General features: G+C 62.1%; 14 protein-coding genes. 8 read left to right on the top strand and 6 right to left on the bottom strand.

The window, feature by feature from the left end:
- Positions 1-30 precede the first annotated feature (30 nt).
- Positions 31-414, bottom strand: coding sequence for a hypothetical protein (locus M2339_RS08495; RefSeq protein WP_264586909.1), 384 nt, complete (start codon positions 412-414; stop codon positions 31-33).
- A gap of 374 nt (positions 415-788) precedes the next feature.
- Between M2339_RS08495 and M2339_RS08490 the strand changes: the two genes are divergently transcribed.
- On the top strand, positions 789-1,583 hold the full coding sequence (locus tag M2339_RS08490) for a response regulator (protein ID WP_264574992.1): 795 nt from the start codon (positions 789-791) through the stop codon (positions 1,581-1,583).
- Here the strand turns inward: M2339_RS08490 and M2339_RS08485 are convergent.
- Positions 1,580-3,241, bottom strand: coding sequence for a CHASE domain-containing protein (locus M2339_RS08485; RefSeq protein ID WP_264586910.1), 1,662 nt, complete (start codon positions 3,239-3,241; stop codon positions 1,580-1,582). The genes M2339_RS08490 and M2339_RS08485 overlap by 4 nt on opposite strands.
- Positions 3,242-3,347: 106 nt before the next feature.
- Between M2339_RS08485 and M2339_RS08480 the strand changes: the two genes are divergently transcribed.
- The 5 genes from M2339_RS08480 to M2339_RS08460 all read left to right on the top strand — a co-directional run bounded on the left by M2339_RS08480 (position 3,348) and on the right by M2339_RS08460 (position 5,615).
- Positions 3,348-3,851 carry a Dps family protein gene (locus M2339_RS08480; protein WP_264586911.1) on the top strand — a complete coding sequence of 168 codons (504 nt, stop codon included), beginning with the start codon at positions 3,348-3,350 and terminating at the stop codon, positions 3,849-3,851.
- A gap of 122 nt (positions 3,852-3,973) precedes the next feature.
- A complete protein-coding gene (locus M2339_RS08475; protein ID WP_264569909.1) occupies positions 3,974-4,147 on the top strand; it encodes a NepR family anti-sigma factor in 174 nt (57 codons plus the stop codon).
- A 31-nt stretch (positions 4,148-4,178) separates the two neighbouring features.
- On the top strand, positions 4,179-4,718 hold the full coding sequence (locus tag M2339_RS08470) for a sigma-70 family RNA polymerase sigma factor (protein WP_264588332.1): 540 nt from the start codon (positions 4,179-4,181) through the stop codon (positions 4,716-4,718).
- Between the two features lie 111 nt (positions 4,719-4,829).
- Positions 4,830-5,195, top strand: a complete 366-nt coding sequence (locus tag M2339_RS08465) for a response regulator (protein ID WP_264586912.1) — start codon at positions 4,830-4,832, stop codon at positions 5,193-5,195.
- 150 nt (positions 5,196-5,345) lie between these two features.
- A complete protein-coding gene (locus M2339_RS08460; protein ID WP_264574847.1) occupies positions 5,346-5,615 on the top strand; it encodes a GlsB/YeaQ/YmgE family stress response membrane protein in 270 nt (89 codons plus the stop codon).
- 65 nt (positions 5,616-5,680) lie between these two features.
- On the opposite strand, the gene M2339_RS08455 is transcribed toward M2339_RS08460, so the two are convergent.
- The 3 genes from M2339_RS08455 to M2339_RS08445 all read right to left on the bottom strand — a co-directional run bounded on the left by M2339_RS08455 (position 5,681) and on the right by M2339_RS08445 (position 10,876).
- A complete protein-coding gene (locus tag M2339_RS08455) occupies positions 5,681-7,924 on the bottom strand; it encodes an EAL domain-containing protein (RefSeq protein WP_264586913.1) in 2,244 nt (747 codons plus the stop codon).
- Positions 7,925-8,200: 276 nt separating this feature from the next.
- Positions 8,201-10,318 (bottom strand): peptidase domain-containing ABC transporter, encoded by a 2,118-nt coding sequence (locus M2339_RS08450; RefSeq protein ID WP_264586914.1) that lies wholly within the window; start codon positions 10,316-10,318, stop codon positions 8,201-8,203.
- Positions 10,319-10,876: an HlyD family efflux transporter periplasmic adaptor subunit gene (locus M2339_RS08445; protein ID WP_181559227.1), complete on the bottom strand. Its 558-nt coding sequence runs from the start codon at positions 10,874-10,876 to the stop codon at positions 10,319-10,321.
- Positions 10,877-11,440: 564 nt separating this feature from the next.
- On the opposite strand from M2339_RS08445, the gene M2339_RS08440 reads away from it, so the two are divergent.
- Positions 11,441-12,886: an FAD-binding oxidoreductase gene (locus M2339_RS08440; protein ID WP_264606295.1), complete on the top strand. Its 1,446-nt coding sequence runs from the start codon at positions 11,441-11,443 to the stop codon at positions 12,884-12,886.
- 116 nt (positions 12,887-13,002) lie between these two features.
- Positions 13,003-13,776: a glycosyltransferase family 25 protein gene (locus M2339_RS08435; protein WP_264586916.1), complete on the top strand. Its 774-nt coding sequence runs from the start codon at positions 13,003-13,005 to the stop codon at positions 13,774-13,776.
- Here M2339_RS08435 and M2339_RS08430 read toward each other — a convergent pair.
- Positions 13,773-15,719, bottom strand: coding sequence for a PAS domain-containing sensor histidine kinase (locus M2339_RS08430; RefSeq protein ID WP_264606294.1), 1,947 nt, complete (start codon positions 15,717-15,719; stop codon positions 13,773-13,775). The two genes, M2339_RS08435 and M2339_RS08430, sit on opposite strands and share 4 nt — an antisense overlap.
- Positions 15,720-15,732 lie beyond the last annotated feature (13 nt).

The following is a 15,732-nucleotide window of genomic DNA, read 5'->3' as shown; positions in this document are numbered from 1 at the left end:
CTTAATTTGGCAGAGAATGGTTTTCGCTCATTAACCCTCGGAAGAATCGTCTGTTTCTTCAGTGTCTTGCTGGGCGCGCCATGCAAGATATCCGACCGTCGCAGCGGTCAGCCCGACGGCAACGAGCAGGGCGGGGTGGCGGCGGACGAACCGGGCGGCGGGCGAAGCCGCGAGCCCTGAGGGTTTCATGCCGGGCACATGATCGCGCACATTCTCAACGAGGGATTTCGAGCCCTTCGAAACCTTGCGCGCTGTGTCCTTCCCCAACCGGGATGCCCGGCGGCCGGCCTCGTCCGCCAGCGTTGTTGCCTTGGCAAGACCACGCTCGGCAATATCCTCTGCGCGGGAGCGAAGCGTTATGATCACGTCGCGGCCGTCTTCCAGAGGCGTGGAACGGTTTGTGCGGATGTGCATGGCTTAACTCCTCGTGATAACCTTCCTGAACCCAACGGCGGTTCGGACGGATGGTTCCTCTGTTCGCCGCGCGCGTACGGGCTCAGCAGCGGAACGACGGGAGATAATATGGGGGTGGTTGACCGGTTTCCGCACTTTGGGGGGTGAGGAGGAGCGGAAACCGGTCAAGTGACGCTGACATTATCGGGGGCAGACTAATGTCAATGCTGATCCTCAAATGCACCTGAATCGCGTTGGTTCCCGAGGTTTGCAAAAATAAATTTCTTGTGGGGAACCCTGTCGAAACCGTACATTCCGCGCACTTTTGGTGCTCCACCGCGTCATGCGGTGTTCTTGGTTGTGGGCGCTGGCTGAAATGCAGGAGACACGTTCATATGGCTCTATCCGACCTTATCGCGCGGCAACTTCCTTATCTGCGGCGATATGCTCGAATTCTGACGGGGTCTCAGTCGCTGGGTGACAGTTTCGTGCGGGAGCTTCTGGAGGCGGCGTTGGCCGATTCCAGCCTTCGCGAGCAAATCTCCACGTCGCGGACCGGGCTGTTCAGTGCCTTCTCGCGCATCTACGCTTCAGCCGGCGCCGAGCTGTCGATGAGCGGCGGCCTCGGCTCGGATGAAGGCACGACTGCCAGCAATCGCCTCGAACTGGTGACGCCACTGGCACGTCAGGCGCTGCTGCTGAACGCCGTGGAAGATTTTTCGGAAAGCGAGATCGCTGAGATTCTCGACTGCCCTGAGGACGATGTTCGCGAGATGATCGACAGCGCGCTGGCGGATATCGATTCCAGCAGCCGCCTCAACGTGCTGATTATCGAGGATGAGCCGCTCATCGCCTTCCAGATCGAGGAGATCGTGACCTCCATCGGCCATGTTGCGGTGGGCACCGCTGCGACGCACGCGCAGGCGGTAGCTTTGTTCGATCAGCACCGACCGGATCTCGTGCTGGCCGATATTCAGCTGGCGGACGGCAGTTCGGGGATCGATGCGGTCAACGAGATCCTAGGCAAGTTCTCGGTCCCGGTGATCTTCATCACCGCCTTCCCGGAACGCCTGCTCACCGGCGAACGCCCCGAGCCGACCTATCTGATCACCAAGCCGTTCAGCGACGACTTCGTTCGCGCCACCATCGGGCAGGTCGCGTTCTTCGGGTCCACAGCGCCGCTGCGTTAAGCTGCGCCATCCTTCCTGCGCAACTGGAACGATTTCGGTTTGCGCAGGGGGATGTCGAACGTGCACATGAGGCCGCTCGACAAAAAGTCGATGCGGATGGGCGTTCCCAGCTCATGGGCCAACGCGCGTTCGATCAGGTTCAGGCCAAAGCCGCGCTTGACCGGCTCCACGACCGGCGGGCCGCCGCGCTCTTCCCATGATACCGAGATCTTCTCGTCTCCCACCGACCAGTGCAGATGCACTTCGCCCTGATCGGCGGACAAGGCGCCATATCGTGTCGCGTTGGTGAGCAGCTCGTGCAGTGCCAAGCCGATGGACAGCGCATCGTTGGGCGAGATCAGCACATTGGGGCCATCGGACACAATGCGACCGCGGGCGTGGCCATGTGATCCCAACTGAGTCTCGATCAGCGCCTTGAGGTCCGTTGGCCCCCATTGCGCGCCATCCAGCAATGAGTGGCTGGCGGCCAACGCGCGCACTCGCTCCATCAGATTGTCGGCAAAGCTGTTAATGTCGGTCGCGTTTCGACGGGTCAGGGCGATGATTGACGTGACGTTGGAGAGTGAGTTCTTCACCCGGTGATTGAGTTCGCGCACGAAGGCGGCGCGTTCCGCCTCGCGCTCGGCCTGCGCATTGACGAGCGCGACGAGATCCTCGTTGCGGCGCTGCACGAGCAGAATGTAGGCGAGCAGCAACATCGAAAAGGAGACGCCGCCGACCAGTACGACCAGTGTGAGGGGGTAGAGCCAGTGCTCACCGGCCGGATAGAAGCGCACGGACCATTGCTGATCGAACAGGGAAAAGCGCTGCTCCAGCGGCCTTTCCACTCTCTCGCTATCGCCGGCGGCAAAGATGCGCTCCTGCCCATCCGGTGTCGTATCGAAAATCTCGATCCGGCCGGTTTCCAGCAGGGACGGTTTCACGGCAGCGCGAATGAATTCCTCGACCCGGATGGCGCCATAGATGAAGCCATTGACTGGCCCCTCATCATTCTGCGCGACCGGCAGCAGCACGACGATGCCGGTGTTGTGGTCGGCATTCTCGTCGACCTTCAGCTTGACCGGGTCTGTTGCGGCCATCGAGCGGGTGCGCAGAGCCCGGTCGATGGCAGCAGCGCGCCGTGCGTCGCTGTGAATATCGAAGCCGAGAACGCGACGATTTGCCAGGGAGTTAGGCTCGACGATGGTGATGATATACATCGGCTGCCTTGATTGCGCGGGGGCCGGGTTGACGGCAAAGTTCTCATATCCCGCTTCCCGCATTCTTGAGGTTAGTTCCGGCAGTTCCGCGGCGGTGGCGTGGCGCGCCCAGCCAATGGCCACGACACCCGTAAAATCGTAATCCTGGCGGAGGCGGGTGATGAAGTCGCGGAAGAACTCGGGGCTGACCCCGTCTGCGCTGAGAAAGAGCGCGCTGGTGGCCTGGAAATAGGCGGAACTTGCGGCTGCCTGCCGCTGCAGAGCGGCCACGATCTCCCCGGCCTGCATGACAGCGGCCGCTCGCCGCGTCCGCTCGGACGCGACTTCGACGGACCAGGCGCTGGCCCCGACAAGCGTAAGCGAAAACAGGAAGACCCCGATCGGCGTTGCCCGGGGATACTCTCTTAACCAGCTATCGAAGCGTCGCTTGGCACGTTTGCCAATATCCCAATTCACCATGAACCCAAATTACCAAAGAGGTGCCAAAGCGCCGTGATCCGTTAGATCGGAACTCTTTCCCCTTGGGATCGTTCCCCCACTCGTACGCCCCCAGCGGAGATCAGTGATGGCGAATAGCGCCCTGAATGCAAAGCCGAAAGATGCGGCCTTCAACACCGGGATCGATCGGCAGAATGTCGATGCGATTGCCGACAAGCTTGCCGATGCTCTGGCTGACAGTTTCTCGCTGTATCTCAAGACGCTGGGTGTACACTGGAACATCGTCGGGCCGAGCTTCTTTGGCCTGCACAAGCTGACCGAAGCCCAATATGAGGATCTGGCGTTGGCCATCGACGCGCTGGCGGAGCGCATTCGGGCACTCGGCCACATCGCCCCTGCAGCCTTTGGCGACTATGCCGAGCGCAGCGTGGTGGAGAGCAGCAAGACGGTCCAGTCCTCTGCCGAAATGATCGATGCGCTGATCAACGATAATGAAGCGGTCGCCCGGCGTCTTCGTGAGGCCGTCGCGGTCGCCGAAGAAGGCGACGATGTCTTTAGTGCAGACATGTTGACAGCTCGCATCGGAAAGCATGAGGAAAATGTCTGGATGTTGCGCGCTGTCGCGGCGTGAGCTGCGCGCCGGAACGCACATCAGTCACTTTACGAGGGGGCGGGAATTGGATTTCAGAGGTTTTGGGAACGGTTGTGCAGTCACATCTCAACAATTCTATATTCTGCGAGGCAAGTAGGGGCATGTCCAGCACGCCTGAAAAGCCCGGAAAGAACTCCGTGCAGCGCAGTGGTCGCGCAAAACCTGTTTGGGCCGAAGGCTTGAGGCGGATGTACGATGAAGTCGTCGACGAGCAATTGCCGGACGACTTCGTGGCGCTCCTCAAGAAGCTGGATAAAAGCGGTGACAGCCAGTAACATCCCGAAAAATTATGATTTTCGTACGGAGATGACCGGCGTACTTCCGCACCTTCGCGCTTTCGCGAGAGGCCTGTGCGGTCGCCCGGACTATGCCGACGACCTCGTTCAGGAAACGATGCTCAAGGCTTGGGCCGCGCGGGATTCCTTCCAGCCCGGCACGAGCATGCGCAGCTGGACGTTCGTCATTCTGCGCAACGTCTATCTGAGCGAAGCGCGACGCAACCGGTTCCGCGGCGATTATGATCCCGACCTTGCCGAAAAGCTGCTGAGCCAGCCCGCCGGGCAGGAAGACGGCCTTCACATGGGCGATCTGCGGGCCGCGATGATGCGCCTGTCGCCCGAACGTCGCGAGGCTTTGCTGCTCGTCGGGGCCGGTGGCTTCAGCTATGAGGAAGCCGCGGACATCGCCCAATGTGCGGTCGGCACGATGAAAAGCCGCGTCGCGCGCGCGCGCCGGAGCCTGGAAGATATGCTCGGCGACGAGGGTGAGAAGAGCGGGCGCTCGAAGAGCCGTGCAGTCTCTCATACTGAGATGCTGGCGGATCTCGACAAGGTCGCCAGCCTTTAATCTCGAAACAAGCGTAAAGACCCGCACTTGGTTCGGTCCATCGCAACGCTATGGATCGCCTCGGGCGGGTGCGCATAATTAACCTGTCAATCCTTGCTAACAGGCTCGCCCTTGTCGCCACGCCCCCACGCCGTTCTTCTGGTCGAAGATAATCCGATCATCGCGATGAATACCGAAGCCCTGCTCGAAGACCTGGGCATCACGGATGTGCGGGTGGCCGCCAACCTCGCCGAGGCGCTGGCATTCGTGAACGAGGTCGCGTTCGATTTCGGGCTGCTCGATCTCAAACTTGGGGATGAGGAAGACAGCCTTCCCGTCGCGGCCCGTCTCGCGGACAAGGGTGTCCCGTTCGCCTTCGCCACCGGCGCGGGAGACGCGATGGACGGGGCGGAGCATCGGAACGCGGTCGCCATTCTCAAGAAGCCCTATCGCCTCGAAGACTTGCGGCGCGTGATCGAGGCGCAATTGGGCCTGTAACTTGTGTAAAGTTACGGCCGCAGGATGGGCCCATGTCGCACTCTGTGCTCGATTCAAGATGACGGCCTTTGTCAACTATCCGTTCAGCAAGAACGGAACGAATTCCTCAGACAATTGTTTTGCCTTCAACATCACTGAGGGAGACGGAATATGGGCCTTATCATTCTTCTTATTGTCGGTGGCATTGTTGGTTGGCTTGCCAGTCTGATCATGCGCACCGATGCCCAGCAAGGCATTTTGCTGAATATCGTGGTGGGTATTGTCGGTGCGGTTCTCGCCGGCTTCCTGCTTTCCCCGATCCTCGGCGCCGCCCCGATCACGTCGGGCGCGATCAATCTGACCTCGATCATCGTTTCGCTGCTTGGCGCCATTGTGCTGCTCGCGATCGTCAATCTGGTCCGTCGCGGTTCGGTACGGTAAGTAGACCGACATAAACGCCAAAAGGCGCCGGGTCTTTGATGATCCGGCGCCTTTTTCGTTGCCTGTTATGCTGCGGAAAGGGCGCTCTTGCGGGCTCGGCTCGCAGCCTTGCGGTTCGCCGCCTGCAGATTGGCGAGAAAGTCGGGAAGCGCCACCGGGCGACCGATATGATAGCCCTGGATGATGTCGCATTCCATGGCGGCCAGTGCCTGCAGGACATTCTCGTCCTCCACGCCCTCGGCAACCACCTGCATGTCGAGCTCATGGGCCAGCTTGATGGTGGAATTGATCAACACAGCATCGCTGCGGCTGGTGAGGATTTGCCGCACGAAGCTCTGGTCGATCTTGAGTTCGGACGCCGGCAAGCGCTTGAGATAGGATAGCGTTGATTGGCCGGTGCCATAATCATCGATGGAGATATGCACGCCCATCGCCCGGAGCGACTCCAGTTCGGCGATGCCCTGTTCGTCCGCCATGCTGGCCGATTCTGTAATCTCCAGCGTAAGATTTTCGGCAGGCATTCCGTAGGTATCCAGCAGCAGGCGAAGCGGCGCCTCCAGCTTGTTCTTGCCGACCATGCGCATCGAGAGATTGACCGCGACCGAGAGATTGAGCGGCGCGAAGTCGGCAATGGCGCGTTCGAGCACATAGAGCGTCAGCCGCTCGATCCGCCCCGCATCCTCGATGGCGCGGACGAACCGGTCCGGCCGGATGAAGCCGCGCTCGGGGTGAATCCAGCGGATCAGCGCTTCGGCGCTGGTGATGCGATTGCCGTGCAGGTCCAGCTTGGGCTGATAGGCCACCCACACATCGCCGCGGCGCAATGCCTGCTCGAACTCGTTGAGGATGGAGAGCTTCCAGAACAGCTCATCCTCCTCGGTCTCGTAGCGCTCCCACAGGATGCCGCGATTGGTAGCATTCGTCGCCGCGAGGACTGCCTTGGGAATGGCTTCCGACACGCTCATGTCCGGCTTGTCGCAAAAGCCTGCGTGCAAAGTGATGTCGACGGTGAGCTGTTCGACCTGAACCCCCGGCGCGAACAGCGCTTCCAGACCCTCGAGACTGTCGACCACCTGAGGCACATCCTCCCGGCTCCGCCAGGCAAAGCTGTGATTGTCGATCTGGTAAATTCGCTCGTGGCCTGCGGCGAGGATGAGGCGGTCGCGGATTTTGGCGAGCAGCGTGCCCTGCGCCGCGAGGCCAAGCAGCGCCGTCGTTTCCACGTAATTGCGCAGGCTGACAACGATCGTCACGCCTTCTTCGCCCTCGTTGAGCACCATCGCGGCCAGATTGGGGAGGCCCGCTTCGGCCGATTTGGTGCTGCGATCGAGCAGGGCCTGCGCGACGCTGAGGAGCGACTGGGCGACCAGCGCCGCGACCAGCGTGAGGATCGCCGGGCCGACATCCGGCCGCCAGAGCGTCAGATGTTCCGTGTAAATCTGCGCGGGCACCAGCCCGATGGTTCCAGCCAGATAGAGCGGGTAGCGAAAGCGCGGCTTGAGCAGAAAGGAGAGGCCGATCAGCGCCAGCGCGAGCACCATCGCCGGCCACGGCCCCACCTCGACCGGCAGTCCGGCGATCAGCGTTTCCGCTGCGGCGGCAAAGACATAAAGGCTGGAGAGCTTCTCATGATAGGGGACGTTAAACTGGTCGCCGAAGCCGAAGGCATCGATACCGACCAGGACCTTCTTGCCCCTAAAAAAGTCCTTGGGGAATTTGCCGGCCAGCACGTCCGAATAGGAGATATGGTCGATCTGGTTCCACCAATAGGACCAGTCGATGGGGAAGGAGCCTTCACCCGGATAGTTGGTGCCGGCAAGCGCCTGGGAAATATCGCGCAATTCCGTACCCAGGACCGGGGCATTGAGCACCAATCGCCGATAATATTGGTCGGGATCGCTATGCAGCCATACGTTGACGGGCGTGACGTAGGGCAGCAACGCCTCCGTCGGCAGCGCCTCGTAGGTTGCCCGCCCATTGGAGCGATTTTCCAGTAGCGCGGCCAGATAGACATCGGCCTTCGAGGCTGCGAGCGCCTTGATGAGCCGGTCGTCCTGCGCCGGGTCCGCCGCCGGTTGATCGAAAATGATGTTGGAGACGATGCGCTCGGCGCCGGCTCGGTTCAGGGCATCGATCAGCTCGCCATGGCGCCCGCGCGGCCAGGGCCACGTACCCAGCGCCTTGATGCTGGGCGTGTCGATCTTAACGATAACCAGCTCGCCGCTGGGCTTCTTGGGGAAGTGCTGGTAGCGCTCGGTGCGGGTCAAATTGTCCAGCGACGTGCCGGCGCCACTCATCATCACGATCATGCCGATGAGGCATGCCGCGGCGAGGATGAGGCTGCGAGCCGACCGGGTCAGTCTCGCAAGGAGGCGCAATCGCAACATTGGTCCACACTCGGGCGGTTCAGTCGCCAGTGGACGTCAATGTCAGGAAACTATGAACAAGTTGTTCACAAGAGATGGAAAGGCTTGTGCGAGGGGCAGGCAGGGAGGTGCGGCGGCGGTCTTCGATAGCTTGGGCCGACTGTTCGTCGCGACGCGCTAGCGCACCGTCTGCGGTATGAAACTGGCGTTATGCTTGCTCTAGCTTGTCGTCGACCGCGAATGACTATCGCTCGTGACCACCCCGTTCTCCACCCTGATGACCCTGTCGGCGGCGGCAATCGTCTCCGGCCGATGCGCGATAATGAGCCGGGTGATGCCCAACGCAGCCACGGCGCGATTAACCATGGCCTCATGCTCCAGGTCGAGATGGGCGGTGCCTTCATCCAGTAGCAGCACCGCCGGCTGACGATAGAGCGCGCGGGCGAGCAGGATGCGCTGCTTCTGACCGCCGGACAGGGTTGAGCCCATATCCCCGACCAGCGTCTCGGTCCGCATCGGCATCGCCTCGATGTCCTCCAGAATGGCGGCGGCTTTGAGGCAATCCCGCAGGCGATCCGGGTCGATCTCCCCAAATGCCGCCACATTATCGGCAATGGACCCGGCATAGAGCACGTCGTCCTGCAGCACTGCGGCGACATGCTGGCGAAAGGCGCGGCGGCCGAACTGCGGCAGTGGCTGGCCGTCGATCAGCACCTGCCCCTTGGTCGGATCGATCAGGCCAAGGATGGTCTTGGCGAGCGTGGTCTTGCCGCTGCCGGAAGCGCCGGTGATCGCGACATGATCGCCCGGCTCGATGACGAGATCGACGCCCCGCAGCACCGGCGGATCGTGCGGGCCATAGGAGAAATGCACATCGCGCAGTTCTATCCGGCCGGAGAAGCCGGCATGGTTGAGCGGTTCGGCAAAGCCTGCGTCCTCATCGCTCTGCACAATGTCCGCGAGCTGATCGAGGTGGAGTTCGAGCAGGCGAAGCTTGACGCCTTCATCCAGCAGGGACTGGCCAGCCTGCACAAATTGCGTGCGAAAGGCGAGATAGGCGAACAGGGTGCCAAGCGTGAGGGCGCCATTCATATTGGCGCGTGCGGCGACGAAAATGACGATCACCAGCTCCAGCGCGGGGATCATCGTCTTGGCAGTCTCGTGCCAGGCCTTGACGCGCTCGTGCTGGTAGCGCGCGCCGAGCGCTTCGGTCAGTCGGTTCTGCCAGTAGCTGTGGCGCATCGCTTCGCGGCCGGCGAGGCGCAGCGTCACCATGCCGCGCAATGTCTCGATGAGCGTGCCCTGTTCACGGGCGAGGGCCTTCACATATTCCGCCTCACGCTGCTTCTCGCGTGCGAGCAAGGCCAGCCGAACGCCGGAATAAAGGACGAGCCCGACCAGCGTGATCGGCGCAAGGTTGGGCGCGATCAGGAACATCATCACCATGGTGAGGACCGAGAGCGTGCCATCGATCAGCGCGAGCGGTGCGCTCTCAATGAGGAAGCGCTGGATCGGCAGCACCGATTGCACGCGGGTGAGGATGTCTCCCACCTTGCGTTTCTCGAACCAGGCGATGGGCAGGCGGAAGAGGTGGCGGACGATGTTGGAGGTGATGCCGAAGGACAGCAGGGCGCCTGACGACAGCAGCACATATTTCCGCAGCAGCGCCGCGCCGGCACCGATGAGCGCGAGCGCGCCAAATCCCAGCGCCAGCGTGAGCAGCAGGCCGCCGTCCTGCGCCGGCAGAACCTCGTCGACGGCGGTGCGCAGATAGAAAGGGCTGGCGAGAATGAAGACCTGCATGACGATGGAGAGGATGACTGTCTGCGCAAAGGTGCGGCGCGCGCCCGTCATGCCGCTCCACAGATCGCGAAAGCGCAAGCGCCGCCTGGCCCGGACGGACTGGAAGTCCTGCGAGGGGCGCAGTTCCAGCGCGACACCGCTGAAATGGCGTCCCAGCTCGTCGAACTTGTACCAACGCGCGATGCCCATCGGGTCGACGACATAGGCACGGCCCGGCTCGACGCGTTCGAGCACGACAAAGTGGTTCAGATCCCAATGGAGGATGGCGGGCAGATGCAGAAGATGCAGTCCGGCCAGATCGAGTTTTAGCGGGCGCGGCAGCAGCTGCATGTCATCCGCAGTCTGCATCAATTGGCGCAGGGTCATGCCCCGCGCGCTCACGCCAAAGCGCTGGCGCAGGGCATTGAGATCAAGCTCATGCCCGTGCCAGTTGGCGACCATTGCCAGCGAGGCGAGGCCGCATTCCGCCGCTTCGGTCTGCAGGATCGGGCGAATGCGCCGCCGGCCCGTGAGTTTGGCAATCAGCGCGTTCATCTAGGGCTCGCTGCGCGGAAGGACCGGCGCGAACAGCCAGCGCCACAGGCGGACCCGTTCGATGAGGATGGTCGCGGTGACAGGCTGCCCGTCAATCGCCCTGACCCTGACGTTGCCCGGCTCTGCGCCTGGCGCTGTCAGATGGATCTCGACCGGCACCGTTGTTTCGCCGGGGTCCATGCGCGTCGCGATTGCCATGATCGTGCCGGTCAGCGTCGTCGCGTCGGCAGCGCTGCCGCCAGCGAGCGAGACCCGGGCTTGTTGGCCTTGATGAACATCCTTGATCTGGGCGATCGGCACGGTGACGCGGGCCGTCCACTCCGGCGAGGGGCGCGCTGCGGGTTGGGAAGGGGAGGGCGACTGCATGTCTGACATGTGCAGGCTTCCCTCGGCCTTGATGGTCCGGCTGAAGCTGCCGAACGCGAGACAGGCTACACCGGCACAGACCAGACCAAGCAACAGCCAGCCGATGGCCTGCCAGCGCAGTGGAGGGACGAGGAAAATGTCCCCATGAAGCCGGTTGTGATGATCGAGTGCTTGTCGCCTGAAGAGTGGCATCCGGTCCCCCTGAGCGGCTTTCTAGGATGCTCTGCTGTCCCGAGGCGATGAAAAAATGCCGTGTCAGGTCATGGCAAATAAAAACCGGGCGGACGATCGCTTATTCGCGCGCGCCCCCCCGGCCATAGGATCAATCTGATCGTGGTGACCAGAAGCGACTGACAAATCAGCCGCGAATGCCACCGCTCGATTCGTGGCTCGGACCACCGCCCGCAACCAGATCGACTTCCTGCTCGCTGAGTTCTTCAACGATCACTTCGTTTACCATCGACGACTCCTGTATTTGGTCGGATCACCCGACCTCGACGACAATAAACTATGGTTAACAAGACGTAAACCAAGTTTACCTTTTTGCACTTAAGGAGCCGCGTGCGTGGAAATTCCACTAAAAATCACAGAAATTTAGATACTTAACGGAATTTTGACTGGCCTCGCTAATCGTTGGGCGTCTCAGGGTGAAACAGAGACGGCCCTGGCGGCCGATTTCATGATTCGTTCTATCGCCTTGGCCTATGCAGGGCGCCGCCGGGCGCTATGTTGTGGCTGCAAGAGGAGAGAGGCCGGATGACCCAAGCAACGCTGGACGAGCGCTTACAAAGCTTCGCAGACGAAGCTCAGCGTGGTGCCCAGGTCATCGCGCGCCTCCGCCAAGCCTTGGGCGCTGATATCGTAAAGGATGGGACGGACGGCGATTTCGCGCGCCATGTCTCTGATTTCACGAATGTCATGCCGGCGGACATTCCGCTCCCCGGCATCGCCTATCCGCGCACGACCGAGCAGGTCTCGCAGATCATGGCGATCTGCAATGAGGAGCACTGGCCGGTCGTGCCACAGGGCGGCTTGACCAGCCTGTGCGCCGGCGGCCTCGCGGATCGCCCCTGCCTGTTGCTGTCGCTGGAACGAATGCGCGGCATCGAGGAATTGGACGAGGCTGGCCGCACGATGACCGTGCTCGCGGGAACGGTGCTGGAGACCGTTCAACGCGCCGCCGATGAGGCCGGCTTTCTGTTTCCGCTCGATCTTGGCGGACGCGGAACGGCGCAGGTCGGCGGCAATGCCGCGACCAATGCCGGCGGCAACCGCGTGCTGCGCTATGGCATGATGCGCGATCTCATTCTGGGTGTGGAAGCGGTGCTGCCGGATGGCACGATCGTCTCGTCGCTCAATGTAATGATCAAAAACAATGCCGGTTACGATCTCAAGCATCTCTTCATCGGCAGCGAGGGTACGCTCGGTGTCATCACCCGGCTGGTGCTGCGGATGTTCCCCAAGCCGCGCAGCGCCTGCACCGCCGTGGTGGCGGTCGAGGATTATGCGGCCACGCTGGAGTTGCTCAAACAATGCAATTCGGCATTCGCGAGCACCTTGTCCGCCTTTGAGGTGATGTGGCCGGATTTCTACCAGATCGGCACGACGGCGCTCGGTCGCCAGCCGCCCTTGCCGCACGGTTACAGCGTCTATGCGCTAGTCGAAGTGCTTGGGACCGACCCGGAACGCGACGCCGAGCGCTTCGAGGAAGTGCTGGGCGGCATGATCGAATCCGGCCTCGTCAAGGATGCGGTGATTGCCCAGTCGGACAAGCAGCGGCAGGACATCTGGGCAGTGCGCGATTGCCCGGGCGAGTGGCACAAGGGCGTGCACTGGCCGCAAGTGGCCTTCGATGTGAGTCTGCCGACGCGCAAGATCGGCGATTTCATCCCTTATGTACGCGACTTGCTGCTGGAGCGGTGGCCGGATTGCGTGACGGTCTTCTTCGGCCACCTCGCTGATTCCAACCTCCACCTCTCTGCGCGCGTCCCGCGCGACCCGATGCCCGAGCATGAGATGGAGGCGCTGGTTTACAAGGCGGTCGCCGAATGGGGCGGCTCGATCACCGCCGAGCATGGCATCGGCAGCATCAAGCGCGAATTTCTCCACCACTGCCGTACACCAGAGGAACTGGCGCTGATGCGCACGCTCAAGCGCGCGATGGACCCGAACAATATTCTCAACCCGGGCAAGGTGATCTGAAGCGCTGGCTCGGCTTTGCAATTCCTTAAAGGGAGAAGCCCAGTCTATAGGCCCGTTGAGGGCCGGCGCGAGTCGCGGCTGATCATCCATTATCCAGTCGAGAAGGACCGCAGCCGATGGTAAGCCCAACCCCCGCCGGTCGTGCTCTGCTCGATGCGTTCGATGCCATCCGGATCATCAATCTTCCTCACCGGGCCGACCGGCGCCGCGAGATGGCCGCGCAGTTCAAGCGTCTGGGGCTAGACCTCGATCATCCGAAAATCGCGTTCTTCACGGCGAAGCGCTTTTCGGATGCCGCAGGGTTTCCGACGCCGGGAACGCGAGGGTGCTTCGATAGCCATATGAGCGTGCTGCGGGAGGCGGCGGAGGCGGGGCATCGATCCGTCCTGGTGCTGGAGGATGACTTCGATTTCCATGACCGGATAGATACGGTTCTGCCGGCCGCTCTGGCCAAGCTGGGCGAGGTGGAATGGGACATCTTTTTCGGCAGCCTTCTGCCGGGGCAATATGAAGCGACCGAGCGCCCGCTTGAGCTGATCCCACCCGGCAAAGGGCTTGCCGGCTGCCATTTCTACGCCGTGCGCGGCGATACGATCGGCTTTGCCGCGCACTATTTAGCCGCGATGCTGAAGCGCCCCGCAGGCGGGCGGCATCCGGATGGCGAGCCAATGCATTATGATGGGGCGCTGTCTGTCCTGCGCAACCGCCATCCGGAACTGCGCAGCTATGTCGCCAATCCTGACCTTGGGCACCAGCGCCTCTCGCGCACGGACATCCACGATGTTCGCTTTTATGACCGCTTGCCGGTCTTGCGCACCTTTGCATCCTTGCTGCGCCGGGCGATCCGCCTGAGCGGGCGGACCCGGCAAATGGGGCGCAAGTCCGTTTAAACCGCAGGGGTAGGGCGATCCTCCCTGCAACACGCCTGATAGATGGCCTTGGCGAGCTGGTGCTCGCCAAACGGTTTGCTCAGGCGATGGATCTGTCCTTCGGGCAAAACCAGCCCCTCGCCATACCCGCTTGCGATGATGATCGGCATGTCGCTCTGCACGGCGGTGATGGCCGCGGCGAGGTCCGTCCCGGTCATGCCGGGCATGGCCTGATCGGTGATGACCAAGTCGAAGCCGCCATCCTTGAATTTTGAAAGGGCATGAGCGCCGTTGACTGCGCTGACGACCTCGTGCCCCAGATCCTCCAGCAGCGCGACCGTGTTCATCAACACCAGTGCATCGTCATCCACCGCTAGGACACGACATTTGGCTTGCGGCGGCAGCGGCGGTTCCTTCGCAGCGGGCGTGGTTGCCTGTGACTGCTCGGCGGCCTGCGGCAGCCAAAATTGCGCAGATGTTCCCTTGCCCGGCGCGCTGGTGAGCGTGAACGCGCCGCCGATCTGGCGCGCAAAGCCATGGATCATGGGGAGGCCAAGGCCCGTGCCCTTGCCAACGCCCTTCGTCGTGAAAAAGGGTTCGGTCGCGCGCCTGAGCGTCTCGGCATCCATGCCGATGCCGCTGTCCACCACAGTCAGAACCACATAATGCCCCGCTTCCAGATCGGCGATCTCATTGCTCCGCACGGTCTGGCGGTTTGCCTTGATGATGATCGCGCCGCCATCCGGCATGGCATCGCGCGCATTCACGGCCAGGTTGAGGATCGCCATTTCGAGTTGATTGGCGTCGGCTTTCACCGCCTGCAGTCCGAGTGGAATGATCATGCTGACGGGCCATTCCGGCCCGATGGTGCGCTGGACGAGTTCGGTCATGCCGCGCAGCAATTCGGGAATATGCACGCGACCGATGGACAGCTCCTGCCGCCGCGCGAAGGCGAGCATGCGCTGGGTCAGCGTCGCGCCCCGATCGACGGCCTGCATGGCATTGTCGAGCAGGCGTTGCGTCTCGGCCTGTTCCGGGATCCGTCGGCGCAGCAGGATGAGGCTGCTGTTGATCGCCATCAGCAAATTGTTGAAGTCATGCGCCACGCCGCCGGTGAGCTGGCCGAGCGCTTCCATCTTCTGAGCCTGGCCTAGCGCCTCGCGCGCTTCGTCCAGCGCGCGCTGGGCTGCCTCCCGCTCCGTAACGTCGCGGGTGATCTTGGCGAAGCCTACCAGCGCGCCGGTCTCATCGCGCAGCGCCTCGATGACGACGCTCGCGCGGAAGCGCTCGCCGCCCTTGCGGACGCGCCAGCCCTCCGCCGTGAACCGACCTTCCGAACGCGCGGTCTCCAGGGCACGTTGCGGCTCGCCGGCTGTGCGATCTTCTTCTTGATAGAATTGCGAGAAATGCTGCCCGAGCACCTCGTCCTTGCGATACCCCTTGATCCGCTCCGCACCGGCATTCCAGCTGGAAACCATGCCCTCAGGGTCCAGCATGTAGATGGCGTAATCGGTGACGGACTGGACGAGCAGGGCGAACTGTTCTTCGCTTTTACGCAGCGCCTGCTCTGCGAGTTTGCGTTCGGTGAGGTCACGAGTGATCCCGGCATAACCGATCAGCGCGCCGTGTGCGTCCCGAACCGGATCGATGACGACATGCGCCCAGAAGCGCGAGCCATCCTTGCGCAGTCGCCAGCCCTCGGATTCGTGCTTGCCCTGTGTCGCGGCGATCTCCAGCGCGCGCTCGGGCATGCCCTTTTCCACATCTTCGGCTGTGTAGAAGCGCGAAAAATGCACGCCGATAATGTCTTCCGGCCGGAAGCCCTTGAGCTTTTGCGCGCCTGCGTTCCAGTTCGTGATATGGCCCGTGCGATCCAGCATGCACATGGCATAATCGGTGATGCTTTCGACCAACTGCCGATAGCTCTCCAACGATGCTGCCCTGAGGTCTTCGGATGCCTGCACGTCTCGAACCCGC

Origin of the sequence: Sphingobium sp. B2D3C, assembly GCF_025961835.1 — a bacterium.
Classification (GTDB): Bacteria; Pseudomonadota; Alphaproteobacteria; order Sphingomonadales; family Sphingomonadaceae; genus Sphingobium.
The sequence above is the reverse complement of the archived record's forward strand: the minus strand, read 5'-3'. Positions and strand labels throughout refer to the sequence as shown.

Excerpts from the sequence above, each read along its gene's own strand:
- M2339_RS08495 (WP_264586909.1), bottom strand. The coding sequence starts at position 414 with ATGCACATCCGCACAAACCGTTCCACGCCTCTGGAAGACGGCCGCGAC.
- M2339_RS08490 (WP_264574992.1), top strand. The coding sequence starts at position 789 with ATGGCTCTATCCGACCTTATCGCGCGGCAACTTCCTTATCTGCGGCGA.
- M2339_RS08485 (WP_264586910.1), bottom strand. The coding sequence starts at position 3,241 with ATGGTGAATTGGGATATTGGCAAACGTGCCAAGCGACGCTTCGATAGC.
- M2339_RS08480 (WP_264586911.1), top strand. The coding sequence starts at position 3,348 with ATGGCGAATAGCGCCCTGAATGCAAAGCCGAAAGATGCGGCCTTCAAC.
- M2339_RS08475 (WP_264569909.1), top strand. The coding sequence starts at position 3,974 with ATGTCCAGCACGCCTGAAAAGCCCGGAAAGAACTCCGTGCAGCGCAGT.
- M2339_RS08470 (WP_264588332.1), top strand. The coding sequence starts at position 4,179 with ATGACCGGCGTACTTCCGCACCTTCGCGCTTTCGCGAGAGGCCTGTGC.
- M2339_RS08460 (WP_264574847.1), top strand. The coding sequence starts at position 5,346 with ATGGGCCTTATCATTCTTCTTATTGTCGGTGGCATTGTTGGTTGGCTT.
- M2339_RS08455 (WP_264586913.1), bottom strand. The coding sequence starts at position 7,924 with ATGATCGTGATGATGAGTGGCGCCGGCACGTCGCTGGACAATTTGACC.
- M2339_RS08450 (WP_264586914.1), bottom strand. The coding sequence starts at position 10,318 with ATGAACGCGCTGATTGCCAAACTCACGGGCCGGCGGCGCATTCGCCCG.
- M2339_RS08445 (WP_181559227.1), bottom strand. The coding sequence starts at position 10,876 with ATGCCACTCTTCAGGCGACAAGCACTCGATCATCACAACCGGCTTCAT.
- M2339_RS08440 (WP_264606295.1), top strand. The coding sequence starts at position 11,441 with ATGACCCAAGCAACGCTGGACGAGCGCTTACAAAGCTTCGCAGACGAA.
- M2339_RS08435 (WP_264586916.1), top strand. The coding sequence starts at position 13,003 with ATGGTAAGCCCAACCCCCGCCGGTCGTGCTCTGCTCGATGCGTTCGAT.